This is a genomic window from Radiobacillus deserti (assembly GCF_007301515.1).
GTDB classification, from domain to species: Bacteria; Bacillota; Bacilli; order Bacillales; family Amphibacillaceae; genus Radiobacillus; species Radiobacillus deserti.
Window position 1 is genome coordinate 3409303 of record NZ_CP041666.1, and the last position, 23380, is coordinate 3432682.

Annotated in this window: 19 protein-coding genes; 3 read left to right on the forward strand and 16 right to left on the reverse strand. The window is 39.0% G+C overall.

The window, feature by feature from the left end:
• Positions 1-87: 87 nt before the first annotated feature.
• From FN924_RS17845 to FN924_RS17875, 7 genes are all read right to left on the reverse strand, one after another.
• Positions 88-1713 (reverse strand): hypothetical protein, encoded by a 1626-nt coding sequence (locus FN924_RS17845; protein WP_143896844.1) that lies wholly within the window; start codon positions 1711-1713, stop codon positions 88-90.
• Positions 1706-2473 carry an ABC transporter ATP-binding protein gene (locus tag FN924_RS17850; protein WP_143897284.1) on the reverse strand — a complete coding sequence of 256 codons (768 nt, stop codon included), beginning with the start codon at positions 2471-2473 and terminating at the stop codon, positions 1706-1708. The genes FN924_RS17845 and FN924_RS17850 overlap by 8 nt, the downstream gene beginning before the upstream one ends.
• Positions 2474-2598: 125 nt before the next feature.
• Positions 2599-3141: a hypothetical protein gene (locus tag FN924_RS17855; RefSeq protein WP_194709672.1), complete on the reverse strand. Its 543-nt coding sequence runs from the start codon at positions 3139-3141 to the stop codon at positions 2599-2601.
• A 14-nt stretch (positions 3142-3155) separates the two neighbouring features.
• A complete protein-coding gene (locus FN924_RS17860) occupies positions 3156-3710 on the reverse strand; it encodes a hypothetical protein (protein WP_143896846.1) in 555 nt (184 codons plus the stop codon).
• Between the two features lie 9 nt (positions 3711-3719).
• Complete coding sequence (locus FN924_RS17865) at positions 3720-5156, reverse strand: PQQ-dependent sugar dehydrogenase (protein ID WP_143896848.1); 1437 nt, start codon at positions 5154-5156, stop codon at positions 3720-3722.
• A gap of 172 nt (positions 5157-5328) precedes the next feature.
• Positions 5329-7542, reverse strand: coding sequence for an MMPL family transporter (locus FN924_RS17870; RefSeq protein ID WP_143896850.1), 2214 nt, complete (start codon positions 7540-7542; stop codon positions 5329-5331).
• Positions 7543-7595: 53 nt separating this feature from the next.
• Entirely contained in the window at positions 7596-8243 is a 648-nt protein-coding gene (locus tag FN924_RS17875) for a TetR/AcrR family transcriptional regulator (RefSeq protein ID WP_143896852.1), read from the reverse strand.
• 441 nt (positions 8244-8684) lie between these two features.
• Here FN924_RS17875 and uraA point away from each other — a divergent pair, with 441 nt between their 5' ends.
• Entirely contained in the window at positions 8685-9965 is a 1281-nt protein-coding gene (gene uraA / locus FN924_RS17880; RefSeq protein ID WP_143897285.1) for a uracil permease, read from the forward strand.
• 207 nt (positions 9966-10172) lie between these two features.
• On the opposite strand, the gene FN924_RS17885 is transcribed toward uraA, so the two are convergent.
• The 6 genes from FN924_RS17885 to FN924_RS17910 form a co-directional block, all read right to left on the reverse strand.
• Positions 10173-11867 (reverse strand): glycoside hydrolase family 13 protein, encoded by a 1695-nt coding sequence (locus FN924_RS17885; RefSeq protein WP_143896854.1) that lies wholly within the window; start codon positions 11865-11867, stop codon positions 10173-10175.
• A gap of 368 nt (positions 11868-12235) precedes the next feature.
• Positions 12236-12454, reverse strand: a complete 219-nt coding sequence (locus tag FN924_RS17890; RefSeq protein WP_143896856.1) for a hypothetical protein — start codon at positions 12452-12454, stop codon at positions 12236-12238.
• A gap of 512 nt (positions 12455-12966) precedes the next feature.
• Complete coding sequence (locus FN924_RS17895; RefSeq protein WP_143896858.1) at positions 12967-13821, reverse strand: VOC family protein; 855 nt, start codon at positions 13819-13821, stop codon at positions 12967-12969.
• A gap of 45 nt (positions 13822-13866) precedes the next feature.
• Positions 13867-14490 carry a bifunctional 4-hydroxy-2-oxoglutarate aldolase/2-dehydro-3-deoxy-phosphogluconate aldolase gene (locus FN924_RS17900; protein WP_143896860.1) on the reverse strand — a complete coding sequence of 208 codons (624 nt, stop codon included), beginning with the start codon at positions 14488-14490 and terminating at the stop codon, positions 13867-13869.
• 124 nt (positions 14491-14614) lie between these two features.
• Positions 14615-15781 (reverse strand): TraB/GumN family protein, encoded by a 1167-nt coding sequence (locus FN924_RS17905; protein ID WP_143896862.1) that lies wholly within the window; start codon positions 15779-15781, stop codon positions 14615-14617.
• Positions 15782-15873: 92 nt separating this feature from the next.
• Positions 15874-16764 carry a TetR/AcrR family transcriptional regulator gene (locus FN924_RS17910; protein WP_143896864.1) on the reverse strand — a complete coding sequence of 297 codons (891 nt, stop codon included), beginning with the start codon at positions 16762-16764 and terminating at the stop codon, positions 15874-15876.
• Positions 16765-16933: 169 nt separating this feature from the next.
• Between FN924_RS17910 and FN924_RS17915 the strand changes: the two genes are divergently transcribed.
• A complete protein-coding gene (locus FN924_RS17915) occupies positions 16934-18460 on the forward strand; it encodes a DHA2 family efflux MFS transporter permease subunit (RefSeq protein WP_143896866.1) in 1527 nt (508 codons plus the stop codon).
• Positions 18461-18662: 202 nt separating this feature from the next.
• Positions 18663-20507, forward strand: coding sequence for a monovalent cation:proton antiporter family protein (locus FN924_RS17920; RefSeq protein WP_143896868.1), 1845 nt, complete (start codon positions 18663-18665; stop codon positions 20505-20507).
• Between the two features lie 76 nt (positions 20508-20583).
• Here FN924_RS17920 and FN924_RS17925 read toward each other — a convergent pair whose 3' ends face one another.
• The 3 genes from FN924_RS17925 to FN924_RS17935 form a co-directional block, all read right to left on the reverse strand.
• Positions 20584-21420, reverse strand: coding sequence for an alpha/beta fold hydrolase (locus FN924_RS17925; RefSeq protein ID WP_143896870.1), 837 nt, complete (start codon positions 21418-21420; stop codon positions 20584-20586).
• A 148-nt stretch (positions 21421-21568) separates the two neighbouring features.
• A complete protein-coding gene (locus FN924_RS17930) occupies positions 21569-22567 on the reverse strand; it encodes a C45 family autoproteolytic acyltransferase/hydrolase (protein WP_143896872.1) in 999 nt (332 codons plus the stop codon).
• Positions 22560-23339, reverse strand: coding sequence for a helix-turn-helix domain-containing protein (locus FN924_RS17935; RefSeq protein WP_143896873.1), 780 nt, complete (start codon positions 23337-23339; stop codon positions 22560-22562). The genes FN924_RS17930 and FN924_RS17935 overlap by 8 nt, the downstream gene beginning before the upstream one ends.
• Positions 23340-23380 lie beyond the last annotated feature (41 nt).

Sequence of the window (23380 nt, forward strand, 5' to 3'; positions counted from 1 at the left end):
GTCAGGTCCATTGCTAAGGACTAATCATCCAGCGCAAATCAAACAGGACTTCCCAAAAAGGAAGTCCTCTAGTCATATCTTAATGCTTTATACTTTAACAAAGTCTTTAGAAAAAAATTTAACCCAAATCACGATATTTGCAATAAGCAACAGGATACTATAGAGCAATACCCCAAAAGGAAGATGTAAGACTGCATAATGAATTACTCCCAGAATTACCGCAAAAATAAATAGTAGAATACTCTTAAACGTTCCATCCTGTTGGGTAACTCCAAACGGCTGAGTAAAAGGCAGCTGTTTTCCATTAATGACGTAATATGAAACAACAGTATATAAAAAACTAGCTAATCCTAATGTAAGAAATTGAACCAAAACATGTATAGGAAAGAGAAACGAATACCCTATCCCGATTAATAAGAAAATAGGAAGATATAATTGGACATATGCCGCTTTTATTGCTGCTTTTGTAACGTTCCTCCTATCAGAGATGGGAAGAATACCATAAATCCAAGCACCCTTGTATTTCTCTGAAGATAAAAGCATTTGGGCTACGGTCGACATAAACACTAAGCTTCCATAAAAGGTAACAAAATATTTACTATCCCTTACATCTGCTAGTGAACCAAATTGTAATTGATTTAGTATAAATAGGAACGGAATAAAAACAGAAAAAATCATTGGTGGATACACCTTAAGCTTAAATTCTCTCTCATTCTTCATCATCGTTAAAGCGAAATGAAATAACTGTTTGGATTCCTTATTTCTATTCCAGATCCGTCCCATCCACACATACCAAAGATTTCGGTTCTTTTTTTTACTTTGGCTTGAATTTAGAAGCTTTTCCATGTTCCGTTCAAAGGAAGAGATAAATTTCACATAAAGAAGCATTGATAAAACTGGCATAATCAATCCAAGCCCAGCCAACGTTACATAGAACGGGGTACTTGAACCGTTTAACACCACTTCAAACCATGCACTGTACCAGAACGGGGGAAGCAAGAATTGCCACCAGTGCGGCTGCATAACGATATCCAGGTTTATAAACTCAAAAGATCTCGCCACTAATTGCGTTCCTATAACCATACCAACAGTCATTAGAATTTGCACATAGTTAATGATATCTTTCAGCTTTTCCCCATCAAAAAATTGTAAAACAAGCATATGAGCCAGTGCGGTAACCATAATAATCCCTAATGCGATGAAGATGAGTTGCAGTAGAAATAAAAGGAAAAATATAATTCCTTGATTGACTAATCCAACGATTAACGGAATGATGGTAAGAGCACCAACGATAAACAACATGTAAATGGTAATGTGTATAATTTTTGCGGCATTAATCGTTCTTTTATCGATTGGCTTCGTATGCAGTGTTACTTTATCTCGAACATCTAACAGGACGGTAGAAAAATCGGAAATCATTGTCGTCATGAGAAAGAAAATTATAATACTAAAAATAAAGGTCATTTGATAGATATAGGAATCTCCCCACATGAACAGTAAGAGTAGTAAACTGAATAGAACATAAATCCAAAGTGAACGAATGAACTGATTGCCTTCTCGTTTTTTTCCATCATTCAAAATGGTTGGGACTCTTCGTTCATCCAACGTAAGCTTCATTCCTAGTATGCTGCGCAATACTGGATAATCAATCTTCATGGAACGAAAGACGCCTTCTAATCGATCGAGAAGCTTCAATGTCCTGAAATCATTCATAACCATCTCTCCCGTGCATGACATGAACGATATTTTGAGCAATTTCTTTATGTTGATTAAATCCAGTTAATTCATTAAAAATTTCTTCCAACGTGCCATCTTTATTCTGTTGCTTTAATTGTTCAAATGTTCCATCTGCTACGATTTTTCCATTCGATAATAAAATGATTCGGTTACTGATTTTCTCAACTACTTCCATAATGTGAGAAGAATAAAAAATCGTTTTTCCTTCCCTTGCTAGTTGGGAAAGAAGCTCCTTTACAATCATTACGCTATTTGCATCCAAACCACTTAAAGGCTCATCTAAAAACAATAAATCTGGATTATGTACTAAACTGGAAATAAGCAAAACTTTTTGTTTCATTCCCTTAGAAAAGGAAGATAATCGAGTATCAAGAGCGTGGTCAATGTTTAGAAGCTTGCTAAGCTGGATTATCTTTTCAATGACATCTGATTCGTCTAATCCGTATAAACCACCTACAAAGGTTAAGTATTCAAAGGCAGTAAGGTTGTCGTAAACCTCTGCATTTTCCGGTACATATCCAATTCGCTTCTTAAATACGGTAGTTTCATTAGAAATGTCTTTTCCAAATATTTCTACCCGACCATCATACTGATCAATTAGTCCAAGCAGAATTTTTACGGTTGTACTCTTCCCCGCGCCGTTTGGCCCAATATAGCCAATTATTTGTCCTTTATACACATCGAGATTAATGGAATCAATTACCTTTTTAGACCCGTATTGTTTTGACATGTTCATAATAGATAATACTTTTTCCAAAATACCATCTCCCCACCCAATTATTTCCTTTATACTACCATATTTTCACCAGACTCTTGTATGTCTTTATAATAAAAAAAACTATTCGTTAGAATAGCCTTTTTTTATGTAGCTTCCAGTTGCTTTGATTTTGCTTTTACTACACCTTGTATTCTCTGTCTTAATTTTATTCCTCCTATTACCCATAACCAGCTATAAAAGAAGCTGAATCCAAGAATCCCAAGTAAAACAACGATAGAAAATGAAGAACTGATTGGTCCAAGTATCGGATAGGAAAATCCATACAACACTACAGATATCCCCAACATTAAGAAAATCGCCCCAAAGCTAGTTGCTACGACCCAATGATTTCTAACTTTAAAGCCAATACCAATACCTAATCCGAGTAGTCCTGTTGTAAATGGGAATATCCAAAGCTCACTAGGCTGCAAAACGCCAAGTAACAAAATCGCCGTCATATAGCTAAGTACTCCAAGTGGAATCGAAATAAAAGCTGCTACTAATATCGGGAGAGTCGCTAACATACTTAATGCATACCCAATTCCAATAAAAGCGCCAGCAGATTGGAATAGTGCTGCAATCGAGCTAAGTAAAGCCCCTAAAATTAACTGTCGTGAAGTTATGAGTCTACCGCTCTTCCGTTCCATTTTTCCTCCCCCTTCTATACAGTGTTCTTGTAAAGGATTGAAATAGATGCCATCTCTAACATATATTCCTGTAACATGAGTTGATGCATTTGTTTTTCGTGGACAATCTTAAATACGGTATCTACAAAATCCTTCATTCCAAGCGCCAAACCTAATTGTTCTAGAATAGCAAACGCTCCCATTACTTGTTGATTGAGAGAAACAAGCTGATGCATGTATTTCCAAGATCCTACCGCCCCGCCCATTAAATCTTGAAAGGAAAATAATCCTTGCTCCAGCAAGGCAGTTCCTTTGCCCATGAGTTGATTTCTCTGCTTCGTATATTCTTTTGAAATGATCTTATAGAGGGATTCCGCATGGTCTTGATGGCGTTGATTCGATTTTTCCATTTTACTTAGCGCTTCATGAATATGAGGCTCTTTTATTTCTTTTAAAGCTTTGTTGGTTATATCCATCAAAGCTATTTGAATTGCTATCGTATTGCCAAGCCAGCGTTCCACTCTATCCAATTGTTCTTCTCTATAAGTACTTCCTAGTTCAATCAACGTCAGTGATTGTTTTTGTGTCATCTAATCCACCTATTCTTTCGTTATTTTCCAAAGGACTCCTGTATGACCGTATGCTTGCATATAACCTTCTGTAACAGGAGAAACCCCAAAATCAAGAACGTAGAGACTTTCTCCATCTGGATGGAACTTACAATCCACAGGTCTTTCTATACCACCAGATCCATGATAAGATGCAGCCCCTTCTTGTTTATTGTGAAGAAAGACCTCTGAATCCCCCTTCTCGACATCCACCATAATGACTTGGAAACCGTGGTTTGTATCCTTATGGTGTGGAGAATTTAAAGGAGCCAATGTTCCCCATTCACAAGCGAAAAGTTTCCCTTTATGGCCGAAATGCTCCGACTTACAGAAATCCATCTTTGTCATACAAGAATGTGGTTTTTCAAAATAGACTGGTGGCCCCGCCCATTCAGGAGGGTCTTCTATCAATTGTTCTGCATTTTTGCCTTTTTCCACATGACACTCTTCCTTCCAAACCTTCACTCCATCTGCACGGTAATCAGGAAATCCATACCAATCTGGTTTTTCAATAGAGTGATGAGACGTTTTTGCATTCTTAATATGCCAAATACGATCGGGATCACCAGCAATTGCTCGCTCCCCTTTTTCCTCTAATCCATTATCTGAAACATATAATTCTCCGTCTTCACGGAAAGCCATTCCATACGGATTTCTTAATCCCCACGCCAATAGTTCCGGTTCCGTTCCATCTGGCTTGGCCCGCCATAATCCGGTACTGCACCATAGCTCACCGGTTATCTTCTCACCTTTTTCCGACGGAGTACCAAAAGGCTTAAAGGCACCTGTTTCCGTTAAATAAGGAAAAGGCATAAGCGGATTCCTGCTTGTCACATTCTGTCCCGTTAACGTAATATCTTCACCTGGTATATCATGTGCTTCCGGATGCTTTGCTAAATCCACTGTAAAACCAGGTGGTAATGAAACTCCATTTTGCGATACGGAACCATGTGCAAAATAAAGAAGCCCATCATGAGGACCGAATAGTGGACCTCCTGGTTCATGCCACCCACCACTAGGGATTTCATCAAAAAGAACGGTGCGCTCTTTCGTTTCAACATCGTAACGAACCACGCGGGCTTGATAGCCGCCTTTGCAAATTACATATAGATAGCCATCACGATAGGTAACCCCTCTTGGGCCACCTAATTCTTCTACAGCAAAGACTTCTATCTCACCGCTTGGCTTTCTTTCTAATATTCGTGGTGGGAGTGCGGGTCTCGTTGGCCAAGTACTTCCACCTTCCAAAATGTACAGCGTTCCATCATCCGCGAACCCCATACCTGTCGGAAAGGAAAGACCAGCCACTACAACTTCGACTTTATAGCCTTTCGGAACTTCTACGTCAGATGGATCTAGTAATGGGCGTGCACTTGTCGGTAATTTTATCGATTGTTCATATGCATGGATAGTAGAAATGAGTTGCATTCCAGTCCGCCTCCTTGTTTAACTTAGTAAAAAGTATCCTCTATTTCTAACCCCTATATACTGGATTCTCTGAATATTGGAAATATCCGACGGAATGAAGTGACAATCACCAAGCATTATTCATCTATATTATTTATATTGATTTAGAATCTAAAAGAAAAACCAGAGCAGCTCAGCTCTGGTTTTCTCTCTGTTTAATTTCTACTAAAGGTTCCCTCTTTGCTGGCCAAAACGCCCATTTACCAAGAATAGCCGTAATAGCTGGAACAAGGAATGGTCTGACGATAAATGTATCAATGAGCACCCCAAGTGCAGTGATTGTACCGAAGTGGACGAGAATTTGAATTGGCAATGTCGTTAACACCATGAACGTCCCAGCTAAGATTAGTCCCGCAGAGGTAATGACTCCACCAGTTTCCACTGTGCCTTGACTAATCGCTTCATGCAAAGGCAGGTGACGCGATTTTTTCCAAATGCTCGAAATCATAAAGATATTATAATCTTCTCCTAACGCGACAATAAACACAAATGCATAAAGAGGAATAAATCCTTGAATGGCCTCCACACCGAATCCATAATGCAGGATAATCCAACCAAGTCCTAACGCACTAAAGTACGATAACAATACCGTTCCAATAAGATACGCAGTTGCCGTGATGGAACGCAAGTAAACGAATAAAAGCAGGGCAATGAACCCAATAATAATCGGAATGATGATTTGTTGATCATCCATTACCGTTAGCCTCGTATCATATTGGGTAGCGGTCTGTCCTCCAATCCAGATTCTTTCTGAATCCGCAATCGAGCTAACAGAGCTACGAATATCCGTAATTCTGTCCATCGCTTCATTTGAATAAGGATTTCTATCTAGTTCTACATCCAACAAATAAAGAGAAGTGTTTTCCTCACTTTGTTGAGCAGGTTTTACATTAGCAATGTAGGATTTACCTTGTAGTACTTCCGTAACCTCTGTCACGGTTTGCTCATCTGTCGCTTCTATAACCACTTGTACAGGAGCAAGCTCCCCTTCATTAAAGTGTTCGGATAAAAGCTCAAATCCTTCCCTTGACGGCATATCCTCTGGAAAAGCATCTAGTGTATTGTACGTAAACTTCATCCCAAACGAAAAGAATGCTAAAATACCTAACAATACAATCCCTGAAATGGCAACGAACCATGACTTCGTTGTAACCCACTTTCCAATTGTTTTTGCAAATCGTCCAGTCTCTTTTACTTTTGGAACGGATTTTCCTTTTTTCTTCGAGCGCTCCTCTTTCATTTCTGGAGTTCTAGGAATAAAAGGATAGAACGAAGCTCTTCCTAAAATACTCAATATGGCAGGGACTAATGAAATACTAGCTAGCATCATGATAAAAATCGCAACACTAAACGGAATCGCAAAACGGTGAATCGATCCATAGTCAGCAACTAGTAAGACGAGGAGCGCTACTACTACCGTTAAACCACTCATTGCGATTGCACCCCAAGAGAAGGTAAAGGCATGCTTTAACGCTTCGGTTGGATCTTTTTCTTCACGAAGGTTTCTTCGGTAACGAGAAATTAAGAACAAACAATAATCCGTACCTGCACCAAATAATAAGACTGTCATAATGGCTATTGCCTGTGAATCAAAATCAATCCAATTCACTTTAGCCATCGATCCTAAAACAGGACTTATAATGAGGTAAGCCATCCCTACACAAATAAGTGGAATTAGAGCTAATATAGGGGAGCGGTAAATCACTAATAAGAACACTAAGACAATAATAACCGTGCCAATTAGTAATGATAAGTCACCCTGACTAAACAATTCTGTTGCGTCTACTGCTATACCCGCGGGACCTGTTACACGAACTGCTAATCCATCGTCATCCAAAGATACTTCAAACGGGCTTTGCTCGAATTCTTGTTTAGCAATATTCTTCATTGATTGCAAAGTCTCATTCATCTTTTCTGTTTCCATGTTATCCGGGAATTGAATAGGTAAGACGAAGGTAGTACCATCCTCTGAAACCTGTTGCTTCAATGCAGGTAAAGGAAGTTGCTGAAAGGGCGGAATGGTGACCCCCTCATATCCTTCTGCCTGTAATGCTTTCACATAGGATTGTATGGCAGATAAGTCCTCCTCCTGTATCTCAGAGGACTTATACCATGAAAGTAGTGCTGGAAGTCCGGAGCCCGTTGAAAAATTTTCTTTGATAACTTGGGCTGCTTGTTCAGATGGAACATCTGTTAAAAATTCTTCCGCTTGTTCATTTTTTTGTGAATCTGCCTGTGGAAAGATCAGCGTAAAGATTGCAATGACACCAATCCAGACTCCGACTGTCACCCATCTCCCCAATGTACTTGTTACAAAATTTGCATACCTTTGAAACATACTTTTCATGCTTACACCCCTCCGACTTATCACTTGATAAGTAATATGTAAAAAAAGAAGCTCTATTCCAAATCTTTAGAACTTCCTATTCCATTTAAAAATAATTTAGAAATGAGTTTAGATTTCCTATTTGCTTCTTGCCGCCTCTCGGAAACACCCCACTCTCTTTGTTGGTTTGGAAAAGAGGATTTTATGAAATCGAGTAACAAATAGGCTAACTCCACTTCATTTGTCTCTAGAATTTCCAGAGATTTTATTTCTTTTTCGTTTACTGCTTCCTTTAGTATGTCAACGACCGGATTCAGATAACTATCCAACCACCACACCCTCATTTTTTTCTGTGTCTCTTCATCCATTTCGTGTCTTACATCGTGAAACATTTGATTAAAGTCCACTTCATGATTCATGAGCATGTAATAGGATAGGCTCTCAATACGCATTTCCAATCGATTGGATTGGTGGACGATTTTCTTAATGGCCAGTTTTGTTCGACGCATGTTGGCTTGAACGACTTCTAAGTAAATCGTCTTTTTATTTTTAAAATGGTGGTACAAAGCTGGTTGAGTTAACCCACATGCATCCGCTATCTTCCTTGTTGAAACTGCTCGATACCCATAGGTCATGAATAAACGATCTGCAATGTCGATAATGTTTTGCTTGGTGATATGCGTTGCATTATCTTTTACAACGGGTATTTTTTTATCGTCCATGTTTAATTTATCCCTTTCCACACATTAAACTTATCGCTTGATAAGTAAAATTATACGAAGTTTTTATTTTTATTTCCAGTCTTCTACTTTCATGGTTCGCTTAAATGTCTATTAACATCATTTTATTTTCAAGCTTGAGAATATTAGTATGCTTGAATCTCATTATTAAGTTCCCTTCGACTTTTATCTACTCAAAAACCATTGACAGATAGGTTAATTGTTGCCATAATATCAGAGATAAGTAGATACGGTTACCTTTAAATCAGTCCAGAGAGGCTGGCAAGGTGTTGCAGAACGAGCTTCTGCATTAGCATTGTGTGCTTAGGGAAGGATGTCCTTAACCATAGAGTGCCAAGCATCTTGCCGATTGGGCAAGGTGCTTTTTTTATGAAGGTAACGCCATTCTATCTTACACATTCTTACGTTAAAGGGGAGAAAGAAATGGCACACAAAGAAGTTCAAGTTCATGAAAAATTACCATTACTTCAAAGCATACCGCTTAGCTTACAGCACCTATTCGCGATGTTTGGGTCTACAGTTTTGGTGCCCGTACTATTCGGGGTTGATCCTGCTACGATCCTATTAATGAATGGAATCGGAACACTCTTATATATTTTTATTACGAAAGGGAAGATTCCAGCTTACCTTGGATCAAGCTTCGCCTTCATTTCACCCGTTTTCGCTGTATTAGGAAAATACCAGGACGGCGCTGGGTACAGTTACGTCTTAGGTGGTTTCTTATTTGTCGGAATTATATTAGTTCTTGTATCTTTCATCATTAAAATAGCAGGTACATCCTGGATTGACGTTATTTTCCCACCTGCAGCAATGGGTGCTATCGTTGCCGTTATTGGATTAGAGCTTGTGCCTGTTGCAGCTGAAATGGCGGGTTGGATTGCGCCTGCCGACGCAACAGATTGGACAATGGACTCCACGACTGTATTAATCTCTTTCTTAACGCTCATGATAACCATCATTTGTTGGGTGACATTACGCGGATTCTTAAAAATCATACCAATTCTTATTGGAATCATTGCAGGATACATTATCTCTTATGCATTCGGAATAGTAGATTTTTCAAGTGTGAAAGAAGCTGCTTGGATTTCCATGCCACAATACTATCAAATGAAGTTTAATGTTTCTGATATCTTAATGATTCTTCCTGCCGTACTTGTATTAATTCCAGAGCATATCGGTCACCTTTTCGTTACTGGCAACATTGTAAAAAAGGACCTTACAAAAGACCCTGGGCTAGATCGTTCCCTTGCAAGTAATGGAATTTCCACTATTATTTCAAGCTTTGTAGGTGCAACTCCTAATACGACGTACGGAGAAAACATTGGAGTTCTTGCTATCTCTCGTGTGTACTCCACTTATATCATTGGGCTAGCTGCAATTATTGCAATCATTCTTTCCTTCTGCGGAAAACTAGCAGCCTTAATTTCTTCTATCCCAGCTCCTGTGATGGGCGGGATTTCGATTCTATTATTCGGGATTATCGCGGCGAGTGGGATTCGTATGTTAGTAGAGTCAAAAGTGGATTATAACAAATCACAGAACTTAATCTTAACTTGTATCGTATTAGTTATCGGGATTAGTGGTGCTGCCGTCCATATTGGAGAAGTAGAATTAAAAGGGATGGGGCTTGCTACCATCGTAGCAATTGCCCTAAGTATCTTCTTCAAAGTGTTAGATATGCTAAAGCTTTCAAACGAAGATTAAACCTTAAAATGAGGCTGGGACAAAACTATAGGAAGCAATGAAAAAACGAACAATTATCATTAGTGCCTATACCCCGCTCCGGAAATATATTACGCTTTCTGCGGGCGGCTTGGTGAGCCTCCTCGTGCTGACGCACGGTGGGGTCTCACCGATGCCTTTTTTCCGCTGGAGTCTTCGTATATTTCCGGAGCTAGTATAGGCTGTTGTTCAGCTTTTCGGCTTATCCTTTTCGTTATGCCCCAGCCTCGTTATTACTTTGTATATTCTTGCTTCATATGGATTTAGTGTAAAAATGTCATCCGTAGTTTCATAGTTACTCATCATTAGTTTTAAGTGTTCTTGCTCCACACCCTCTGGCAAATCTACCTTAGCCTTCTCAGCAAATAAATTACATATCACTAAGAACTGCTTTTCATCGAGCGTTCTCGTGTAAGCATACACTTGGTCATGATCTTCCAAAACTAGATCATAGTTTCCATATACAAGGACATCATGTTGTTTTCTTAACGTAATTAAGTCTTTGTAATAATGGTAGATGGAGGTATCATCCTTCATTTCTCGTTCCACATTTATTTCTTTGAAATTTGGATTCACCTTCAACCAAGGGGTTCCTGTTGTAAAACCAGCATTTTCTTGTGCATTCCATTGCATCGGAGTACGGGAATTATCTCTTCCATTTTTCCAAATGATCTTCATAATCTCTTCGTGAGATTTGCCTTCTTCTCGCTCGTTTCGATATAAATTTTTAATGGCTACATCATTATAATCCTCAATAGAGTCAAATTGGACATTCGTCATTCCCAGCTCTTGACCTTGGTAAATAAATGGTGTTCCTTGCATGAGAAAATACAGTGTCGCCAAGCATTTAGCTGAATGTTCTCTTAGCTCTTTATCGTTTCCCCAAGTGGAAACAGATCGAGGCTGGTCATGGTTTTCTAAAAATAAAGCGTTCCATCCGTTTCCTTCAAGTCCCTTTTGCCATTTGGTTAACGTTTGTTTCAGAGCATGAATATCTAACCCACCTGATATACTTTTGCCCCATAGATCTAAATGCTCGAATTGGAAGATCATATTGAACTTGCCATTCTCCTCTCCAACCCACTCATCGGCTTGATCTACACTTACTCCATTTGCTTCACCGACTGTCATGATGTCATATTTATCAAAGGTTTCCTTTTTGAGCTCTTCTAAGTAGACCTGGATTCCATCTCGATTCATATGACCAGGCATAGAGTTTACATACTTTTTATTCTCTGGATTTGGTAAGTCAGGGAATCCGGGAAGCTTCTTAATATGAGAAATAGCATCAATTCGGAATCCATCAATCCCTTTATCTAACCACCAGTTCACCATTTCATATAAGTCACTACGAACATCCGGGTTTTCCCAATTTAAATCTGGTTGCTTACGAGAAAAGACATGCAAATAGTACTCTTTTGTTTGCTCATCATATTCCCAAGCAGAACCTCCAAAAATCGATTCCCAGTTATTCGGTTCTTTTCCATCTTTGCCCGGATGCCAAATATAGTAATCACGATACGGATTATCCTTGGAAGATCTTGATTCAATAAACCAAGGATGCTCATCTGAGGTATGATTAATAACTAAATCCATAATGAGCTTCATGCCTCTAGAGTGGACTTCTGATAAAAGTTCGTCAAAGTCCTTCATCGTTCCAAATTCGGACATTATTCCTTTGTAATCACTAATATCATAGCCATTATCATCATTTGGTGAGCTATAAATTGGAGAAACCCAAATAACATCGATTCCTAAATCCTTTAAATAATCTAATTTAGAAATCATTCCTTGAATGTCACCAATTCCATCCCCGTTAGAATCCATAAAGCTTCGCGGATAAACCTGGTAGGCAACTGCTTCCTTCCACCATATTTGATTCATGTTAATCCTCCTAGTTGCATCTAATTTATTTCTTTTCTCCAGTAACTATCAGTCTTATAAAACAGAGAAAATGATAAAAACGTAATAAGAGAACCTGTAAAAAAAGGAATTGAAAACGGTAATCCTCTTATACTTACATACAGAATGATTCCACTTCCTATTACTAGAGCTAAAAAAGCCAGTGGACGGCCACCCACGCTTTTTTAATAGATCTCGTAAGTCTTCAGTAGCCATACTATATTGGTTACAGAAAATCGCATTACACCATTCATGGAAGTCCTTCTTCGTTAGCTAGTCTACACAATGCAAACAACAAGGAAATCGCTTGCACTTAATTTTCAAAAAAATGCATCGGCCTAAACCGAAGCCTAAGCAGACTTCTCTTGCTTAGGCTTGTATGCAATGCAGGAATCCCTTTGTTCTATAATTGAGGGTAATGGAGGGTGCCCTAATTGGATGAGATGCTCTATCGCATCCTTCGATGCCTGAACGTTAGCCTTGTCTGCATACATAATTTCACTCGTATTGGAAACCGGTTTACCGATCACGACAAACGGTACGCCTGCCTTCCATAAAAATAAAACCATGACTAAATTCCTACAAAGGAAGCGTTTTTAGGTTTTAGTGAAACCGTTTGCACTATATTTTATGGTTTGATTCTAGCACAGCTTAAAATGAAGAGCAACCTATTATTAAAATAAATTTTACATTTCGATTATAAAAAGTACACTTCTTACTTTAAAACATTGATATGTCAATATTATATTTTAAGTCGAAGTTTTTAGATGCGTTTGCAATTTTTCTGTCTTATTGCGGATATTTTCGTAATAACACAATAAACCTATCGAATAGAGTCTATGTTTAATAAGGCAAACGCATGCGCTTTAGTGGTTAAACCATACAATCCTTTCTCTCACCCAACCCTTAAAAACCCCTTTAACTATTGCACGCAAAAAATAAAAAACCCAAACCCATCCAATACGATTCTAAATAACGTATAGGATACATTTAGGTTTTTCCTGACGAACAGTAACAATCCGCACTCTCTAAAACAATGCTTCTTTTGTATCACGTTTCTCTAAAAGAGCCCCTCAACATATTAGGAGAATACCAATTCTATTTGGTTACCAGATGGATCTTTCGTAAAAACAGCGTCCTCTACAAAGTGAAACGGTGCATTCAGTAGTTCCAGTCGTCGAACTACTTGTTCCATTTCTTCTACAGAAGGATAAGAAACTGTAAAATACTTCATTCTCACACTATTAGAAGATGGCTTTGGTGCATTACGTCCATTCCAAATATTCAATCCAACATGGTGGTGATATCCATTAGTCGATACGAATAGCACTTGTGTACCATACTGACTATTTACAACTTGAAAGCCGAGTCCGTCTGTATAGAATCGCCTTACCTCGTCTAGCTCCGCGACATGTAAATGGATATGCCCTAGCACCGTATTTGATGGCAACCCTCCCCAAACGTATTCCTCTGCTTCTGCTAATAAATCCGGACCATCGATTGCAGCCGTTGTCATTACGACTTCACCATTCCGCCAAGTCCATCGCTCCGAAGGGCGATCTGCATAAATTTCAACACCGTGTCCATCGGGATCTGATAAGTAGAGTGCTTCACTCACTAAGTGGTCAGACGCACCTTGTAATGGGTATCCTTTTTCTAGCAAACGTTTCAAGACTAGTGCCAGATCTTTTCTCGTTGGAACCAAAACAGCAAAATGGTATAACCCTGTCCTTCGGGCTTCTTTTTCCGTAACCGCTTCAGGCTGTTCCAATGTAATGATTGTTTGCTTTCCGTCTACAGTGAGGGAAGCAACTCCATTCTGTCGTTTCTTCACTTTAAACCCTAACGTATCCACATAAAATGTAATTGCTCTTTCTATATCTGAGACAATCAAGGATACATGCGTAACATGCTGTTTGTCTGATCCATGAAACATTCAGATAATCCCTCCTGTTCAACAAGTGAAGCTCGTTCACACGTATCAATCACTAATCATACGAAGCCATTTTCTAGCTTCCTTCGTTATTCCCTCAAATTCTTCTTTCGCAATAAGATCCTTTTTCAATAGTGCACTTCCCGCACCCACAGCTAGCGCCCCGGCGTCCAAATAGGACTTTGCAGTTTCCCGTGTGATACCACCAGTACACATAATGGATACATTTTGTAATGGCCCCTTCACGTCTTTGATAAACTCTGGCCCTAAAACAGATGCGGGAAACACTTTAACCATCGAAGCACCATTTTGCATCGCTTTCATCATTTCGCTCGGAGTAAAAACGCCAGGAATAACTAAAATCTTTTGTTCCGAAGCAAATCGAACCACTTCTTCAACTAAAATGGGAGATACAATGAACTGTGCACCTGCTTCTATTGCACGTTGACAATCTTCTTTCGTCACAACTGTCCCCGCACCGACAATCACTTCATCACCAAACTTCCCTCTTGCTGCTTCTAGCATTTTTTCCGCACCATCTGATTCCATCGTTATTTCAACGGACTTTATCCCGCCATTCACCAGCGCTTGAATGATTCTTTCACTTTTCTCATACGGGATTTTTCGTAATACCGGAATTATCGGTACTTCCGTTAACATGGATACATTCATTTTGATTCCTCCACCAAACGTTTTTCTTATGTACCTATTTTCTTCATCGTACGGTTAAAAACCTTCTATTTCCCTAACAAAAACATAAAAGGCCGTTGTATTAGCAACGACCTTTCCCAAATTTTTATATATTTTCAAGAAATACTCGGATTACATCTATTCCACCAATGAAAGTTCCGATAGAGCTCCCTAGATTAGATAATGTTACAATGAGCAAAATACGAGTTACTTTATTCCCCCAAAACCCTTTCACACTGTACACGTCTTCCGATAAGTTTTCGAAATCACTTACGTTAGGACGACGATAATAAGCCTGTACAATACCAGCAAACCACCCTGATGCAATGAGCGGATTTAATGAAGTTATAGGAGCCGCAATAAAAGCGGTTAGAATCGCCAATGGGTGACCTAAGGCAATAATTGCCCCCAAAGCCGAGAAGGAACCGTTCCAAAGAATCCAGCTAATCGTTTGTTGTAATCCCGCCGAAGGATTCGCCAAAAAAGTGTAAACAACAATCAGTAAGATCAGAATCGGAATCGACCAACCGATCATTTTAGGCACCTTAGAGCGTGGCGGCACTTTTGTGATGGTATTCAAGTCTTGTTCTTTATGAATTTCTTCCTTTATCCCCGGAACATGAGCTGCACCAACTACCGCAACCACTTTATCACCAGGTGCTTGTTTTATTTTTTGTGCTAGGAATTGATCCCGCTCATCAATTAACGGTGTCTTTAGTTTTGGAAAGTTAACAGTAAATTCATGAAGCATCGCATCCAACATATCTTGCGACTTTAATCGTTCCAATTCTTCCTCCGAAATCGTCTCTCTACTAAAAATACTAAAAACGATTTCCATTAATAGCTTTGCTTTCCCCCACGTCCCGACACTGTGCCAGATTCGCGAAAACGTAACTTGGATATTTCGATCAGCTAACACTAGATTAGCATCTATCTCCTCGGCTGATTGAATCCCTTGAATCATCTCTTGACCCGCATTGATCCCGAATTGCTTTGCCATCCTTTTTTGAAAAGATGAAATGGCTAAATTCATCAAAAGAAGGGTTGCTTTTCGTTCTTTAATGACTTTAAAGATATCTGTATCCTTCCACTTGTTGCCGTCCATAATAGATTGATATCTTTGTTCATCTAGTTCCACACAGACAGAGTCTGGCTTTTCCATCTCGATGACTTCTTTTACCTGCTCCGCACTATGCTTTGAGACATGCGCGGTTCCGATTAAGATAATTTGTTTTCCATCTACATCTATTCTAGTAATGTTTTCTTCAGACATAATTACCTTCCTTTTAAAAAACTACATCCTATACTACGGTCTCTCTTCATTATATGATGAAATATTCGTTATTGGGGGAGTAAATGAAATATTTACGCTTCCTTAACAGTTTGTAGCCATTTCCAAGTAAGGACACCAATGCGCTTTATCTCTTGTTCCATTCCAAAAGCTTCTTTATATTTAGATAAAGCTAGTAGCACACTTTCTATAAGGAAATAACGTGGCTGCTCTGTTTCAAGCTCCCCTTTAAGAAACTCTAAATGCTCTAGAGGACTCACAAGCTCACTCTTTTGCATTTTTTTAATTGTATCAGATAGTAATTCTATGAGTTCTTCCTTAACTTGTACCATGCTTATTCCATCTAAATGATAGACACTTAACCAATCTTGACTAAAAAACGGTGTCGAAGACGAATTATCTCCATCAATAATAAACCTTAGCTGGGACAATGCATACTTAATTACTTTTTCAACCTGCACCTCTTTATCCGCACCCATCATCCAAATATAGATCAAATGATGTGTCATTCCAGCTAGCAATACTGCATAATCAAATGAAAACCGTTTGTCCTCTAATTCGTAAACTTCCACAATTCGATGGGACATCCACGTTAACTCTTGGCCGTGCTGCTTCTTAATATATGCTTGGAGCTCCTTATCTAAAGAAATAGAAGCTGCTTGAAATAAGCCGATTAATTTATACTGACGGTTCATCTTTAATCTTACCGCAATTTGTTCTACAAAGATATCTTCATCTGTCGGGGATTTTCCGTAGGCAAGCTCTGCCCTTTTTTTATTCCCTTCTTCTTTCACATATTCCAGTATTGCGACTAAGCATTGAGTCTTAGAAGCAAAATAGTTATAGAAGGTTCCCTTAGCCACACCCGCTTCATCTAGTATTTCTTGAATGGACGTGTCGGCAAATCCTTTATCAATAAATAATTGATGGGCAGCATCCATTATTTGTTTTCTTCTTGCATTCATTGTAAAATCCCCTTTTTAGAACGTTGGTCTATTTGGTATTTTAGATGAAACACCCTTATTTATCAATCTTTTGTTAATTCCTTAATTTTAATGTTGATTTTTTTAGACTGACGGTATAGAATACTTTAGTACTTAAGAATAACATTTTAGAAAGAAGGGTTGAGACATAATGTCTGAACAACACACAATTCCAGAAAAACCACCATATGCGATGATATCTATCTTGTTTATTGGTGCATTTGTCGCCATTTTAAATGAAACGTTATTAAATATAGCTTTACCTTCCATTATGCGTGATTTTGAGGTGGAGCCTACTGCTGTACAATGGTTGTCTACCGGATACATGCTAGTAAACGGAATCCTGATTCCAGCTAGCGCCTTTTTCATCCAACGATTCACCAATAAAAGTTTGTTTATTACAGCAATGAGCTTATTCACAGCAGGTACATTACTTGCAAGCTTAGCACCTAGCTTCGCTATACTTTTAACCGCTAGAATGATTCAGGCATCCGGTTCAGCGATTATGATGCCACTGTTAATGAACGTTATGCTCACGGCATTCCCTGTTGAAAAACGCGGAGCTGCCATGGGAACATTCGGTTTAGTTATGATTACAGCTCCTGCACTAGGGCCGACTTTATCCGGATGGATTGTAGAGCATTATGATTGGAGAACATTGTTCGATATCGTGTTACCTTTTGCTATACTTACTCTTATTCTATCCATATTTAAACTAAAAAACGTTACTCCACAACGAGCAATTCGTTTAGATGTCGTATCTCTTATACTATCCAGTGTTGGATTTGGTGGACTATTATACGGATTTAGCTTTGCTGGGGATAAGGGATGGGATGATCCTGAAGTATATGGAACGATTATCGCCGGTGTCGTTGCACTAGTCTGGTTTATTTTACGCCAGCTTAGAATGGATGACCCAATGCTAGAATTCCGTATCTACAAACATCCAATGTTTGCTCTTTCTTCTGCGATATCGATTGTTATTTCTATCGCAATGTTTTCTGGTATGATCTTAATGCCTATCTACGTCCAAACTATTCGTGGAATTGACCCATTCGAGTCGGGCTTGCTGATGCTTCCAGGAGCCATATTGATGGGGATTATGTCTCCAATTACTGGTCGTTTATTTGATAAGTTCGGCGCTAGAGTTCTTGCCGTGATAGGATTGACTATCACTATCGTGACGACATACTTTTTCAGCGAACTTAGCATGTCAACTAGCTACGCAAACTTAATATTGTTGTATTCATTACGTATGTTTGGCATGTCTATGGTCATGATGCCTGTTATGACGAATGGGTTAAACGCACTTCCTATGCACCACAATCCACACGGTACAGCAATGAACAACACGTTACAGCAGGTTTCTGGAGCAATCGGTTCTGCATTACTCATTACTGTCATGAACAACCGTACGGAAGCACGTGCTGAAGAGCTTATGACCGATGCAATGGCGAAAGCAGGTACTACACAACTTTCTCCAGATGCTGCAGCAGCAATGCAACAGGAAGTCACAAACCAAGCTATGTTAAATGGAATTAACTTCTCATTCTTTGTTTCGATGTTTATTGCGGCGTTAGCTTTGTTACTCGCGTTTTTCATCAAACGCCCAAAACGTTCGCCTGAAAACCCAGAGGAAGCAAAAACATCTGTTGCACCAAATGTCGTAACAGAGTAATATTTAAATAACATTTCTAAGTAATTGTAGGCTATCCAAGAAATATAAACCATTTTCCTTGGATAGCCTTTCATTTTAACCTCTTACTCCCCATTTTCACGCGGTTTAATAGTTATAAGTAAAGCATTTGCATGGGTTACAAAGCCTGTAGTATAGTTAAGTTCAAATTTGCTTTTAATAGCCTTTAAAAGGGAGGTATTATATGGAAGGACATACTTCAGTTACATCCTTAATCATCGTATTAGTTGCCGCATTCCTGACGCCAATCTTACTGAAAAAACTGCGTTTGAATATAATCCCCGTAGTGGTTGCTGAAATCATTATCGGGTTAATTATAGGGAAAAGTGGATTTGATATCGTTTCTCCCGACCCATGGATTGATATTCTATCCACCCTTGGGTTCATTTTCTTAATGTTTTTAAGTGGGGTAGAAATTGATTTTTCCATTTTCTCAAATAAAAAGAAAAAAACTAAGTTACCGAACGGAAAACTAGAGCCAAATGGTTTCTTCATTTCTAGTATTATTTTCGTATTTATTTTGATTCTATCCTACGCAATCTCCTTCGCGTTGCAGCTTATGGGATTTGTAGACAACGCCTTTTTCATGACGCTTGTCATTTCCACCATTTCTTTAGGGGTTGTCGTGCCAACGCTTAAAGAAGCTGAAATTATGAAAACCGGAATTGGACAAATCATTTTGTTAATCGCGGTTATCGCAGACCTAGTAACTATGATTTTATTAGCTGTTTTCGTTTCATTCTATGAATCAGAAGGAAACACATGGTTACTTCTATTGTTATTCTTAGCTGGAGTTGTTCTCTATTTTGTCGGAAAGCATTTTCAAAAGAAACAATCTTTCTTTGAAGCATTATCCACTGGAACTATCCAGATCGGAACCCGTGCCATTTTTACGCTTTTAATGGTATTAGTAGGATTATCTGAATCTTTAGGTGCGGAAAATATATTGGGAGCCTTCCTTGCTGGGGTATTAGTTTCCTTACTATCTCCTGATAAAGAAACCATTCATCAACTGGATTCATTCGGCTATGGGTTCTTAATTCCTATCTTTTTCGTTATGGTTGGGGTTGATCTTGATATCTGGGCATTATTTGAAGATTCCACAATCTTCTTGCTTATTCCGCTGTTGTTCATCGGACTTCTTATGTCGAAGTTCTTCCCAGTTATGGTCCTTCGCAAATGGTATGACTGGAAAACCGTCATGGGAGCAGGCTTCCTATTAACTTCTACGCTATCCCTTGTCATTGCGGCAGCTAAAGTCGGAGAGCGAATCGGGGTTATTGATAATAGAATGTCTTCTGCACTCATTCTTCTTGCGATTATTGCTTGTATTATTACGCCAATTCTCTTTAAACGTGTATTCCCTATTCAAGAAATGGCGTCCAAAAAGAAACGAGTCAAAATTGTCGGAGCAAACCAAGTAACTTTACCAATCTCGCAAGAATTGGATAAGAGTCATTACGATGTCTGCTTATATCACGTATCAAAAAACCGAATTGATATCGATGAAGCTTCCTCTGACTTTGACGTTCGTTATATCGACAGCTTTTCAGAAGAAGACCTTCTGAAGCAACATGTTTTTGATACAGATATATTGGTCGTTTCCACGAATGAAGACCAACGGAATTATGACCTTGCCATATTTGCAGAAGGTCAAGGTGTTGAAACGATTATTAGTCGAATTGAAACACCCGACCTAAGTGGTCCGTTGAAAGAAAAGGGTATCCATGTATTCTCATCTTTCTTCTCTACAAAAGCGATGATGAAGGCGATGATAGAATCTCCTCATATCGCAGGTATTTTCACAACTACAGAAGACGGATTACAGGAAGTATCCGTTGGAAACTATGAATATGACGGAATGAAGCTTCGAGATTTGCGCATACTTGGAAATTCCATTATTGTTCGTATTTTCCGTAATACCGAGTCTCTTATTCCTCATGGCGATACCGAAATTCACGTTGGTGACCGGTTAATTGTAACCGGTGGGCTTGATAGCATTAGTGATCTTCGGGATGCAATGGAATAATGTTTATAACCCCTCTGATAATCAGAGGGGTTATTTTTTCAAAAAAAGTGGCGGATTACTCCTCTCCTCTTTACAATCACACAGATACAGTCGCGGCTTTTTCTAAGTGAAGCATAAATTCTTCTACTACTACCATCGGATTATCAATCATGGAGTAGTGACTACAATCAGGTAATACCTTAAATGTTGCATTAGGGATTGTTTCACTTAATCGCAATCCCCAATACGGCGGGAGGTATCGATCATATTGACCAAACAAGATAGTCGCTGGCATGGTCAACTCTTTTAGCTGAGGAACAATTTCTTCTGTTTGATGATGTTCCAAGGCTAGAGAAGCCTCCTTCAATTCACTTGGCCCAGAAGGAGTCTGGAAAGGCTCTACCATAGCTTTTAACAGCTCTGGAGTCAATTGCTCCTGATGAAGTAATCCTTCTCGCATCATCCTTTCAATAAATAGTGGAGAAGGTTCAAATTCTGGAGCTGTAGGGTAGCGTAATGATACTACTTTTGGTAGCGGCCAGTTACTAAAGGCCACACCATCTATAATGACAAAGCTACTTACCCGTTCAGGGTTCTTTGTTGCAAAAATTTGAGTCACACCTGAGCCAAGATCATGTCCAATAAAATGAGCTTCATGTACTCCAAGCTGATCTAATAATAATCGAACATGATCCGCTTGTTTAGGGAGGGTCAACTCCTCATGAGATGCTCGACTTGATTTTCCGTATCCAATCATATCCGGAGCAATAACCGTAAAACGTTCTGCTAACCTCGGAATTACTTCGATCCAAAGAAATGAATTCGTAGGGATTCCATGCATTAATACAACGGTTTGACTTCCACTTCCAGCTTTTCGGTAAAACATCGTATGGGTACCTATTTTTGCTGAATGCTCTTGAATATTTGGCTGCATAATATGCCCTCCCGTTTTGTATTAAAGAACAGAGATAGTTTGTTTCTTTTCTTTCCAAATATCCTTATGGTTAGAAAGTAAAAACTTCCTGCCTTATACACGAGAAAACCTTAACGAACGAGGAATAAAAAAATTCTCTATGATAAAACTATTCGTAAATTAATTTTCCTATTAACGCTGGCACATCTTTATCGAGTATATCAATAGCTGTAGGGATTGCATCCTCCCCAATGCCTACCAGCGCTGTTAATTCTTTCGGATTATAAACTACGGTATGAAGAGTTCCAAAATAGCGGTCGTATTCTCTGAAAAAAAGCGGAGAATCATGATGGTTTAACAGGGTGTAGACTTCACCTGAATCGAGGTCGTTTACCTTATTTAACACGTCTAATCGCTTTTGAGATCGCTCTGTATTTTTCCGATTCGAGCCTTTTAATTCCTTAGACAAAAAATGATTCGTACAAGCTAGGTTATTCCCTGCTCGAACTGAAATACCACTCGGAGTCGCCTCCACGACACTTGCATGACCATGCTGATCTAAAATTGAAAAGTTATAGCAAAATCGGTGTGGAACATGTTTCAAAAATTGAACTGCTTGCTCTAAATCTGCACATTGCTCCAGAACCATTCTGACTATTGCTGTTGCTGAAAACCCATCCCCTTTGGGCGTATTATTAACATAGTGGAGCCCAACTACTAGTCCCTTTTCATTCATTCCATCCAGTCGACCTGTTAAGTGCTGACTGAAGCCAATGCTAGCAAATCCTTTTTCTGGCTTAGCAATCACTAGCCTTCCATCGTATATATCGGGGCTAAAGTCATAATTTCTTCCATATATACTATTTTGCATAAAAGCTGTACAGCCCATTTCAGGAAAAGATACATTATAGCCACTAAATATCTGCAGTGCCAGGTTCATACTAATTTCCAAGGCATTCGCCAATTCCGTAATCTCTTGTAACAAAAAAGGGGCATGCTTCATTAACTGCCTCTTCACTTCAGATGCGTCACACGGAGGAGCGTTCCTTTGATACCAATCAAATTGACCTGCAAATAAGCCCCACTGCGATGGGTTCGCCTGTGCATAGCCCATCTCTTCATAGCTACCTATTAGCTTCACAACTGGGACAACAATCTCTTTATTCATTTTGTTCCTCCTCTTCTTTCATTTCAAAAACTGGCATCACAATGTCCAAATCTGTCCATCCTTCTCCGTGGTACCATTCGTAAATAGGGCCAGCGGGATACCACTTGTTACGGAGCACATATTGCATCATTTCCTCATACCCCTCTTGTATGTCAGCTATCGGTTTCTTAAAGGGATGGACGACACAATGTTGTGCTGGTTTTTTTTCAACAAATGAGTCTTCTGGTAAATGATAAAGACTGGATGAGCGCAAAGTAAACCCTACTTTAACTTGGATGATATCTTCTCCAGAAAGGTAAGCTAGATACGCGTTATCAACTTCATACCCATAAATATTTAGTTGTTTTTGCCGCTTTTTAAAAGCATGCTTAAAGCGACCAATCTTTGCTTCTTCTTTAAACCAAATAATAGTTTGAGCAGGTATCTTTGCGAGATAAAATTCCTGCTCCTCTTTAGTACTCTGCAAATATTTAATACCTACATCCAATATTTTCCTTTTCTTTAGTAACTCTCTTTCCCACTTTTTAATCAAGTCTCTTTGCTCTTTTGGATTAGTAGTTAAATAGGCTTGAATCTCGTTGATGGGAACATTAGCAGTTCGTAGGCTAGCAATCCACTTCGCTAATTTAACTTGGTGTTCTTCATAATATCGATAGAGGTTCTCTTTCCCCCTTTTTGGCGTGAGAAGGTTTTTTTGTTCATAGTATCGTAGTGCAGTCTTGGATATTCCTGTTCGCTTTGCAAATGCTTGAATAGACATGATTGATGACATCGTTCGTCCTCCTCTTTGTACCTAGCATAAACCTTTAAGTA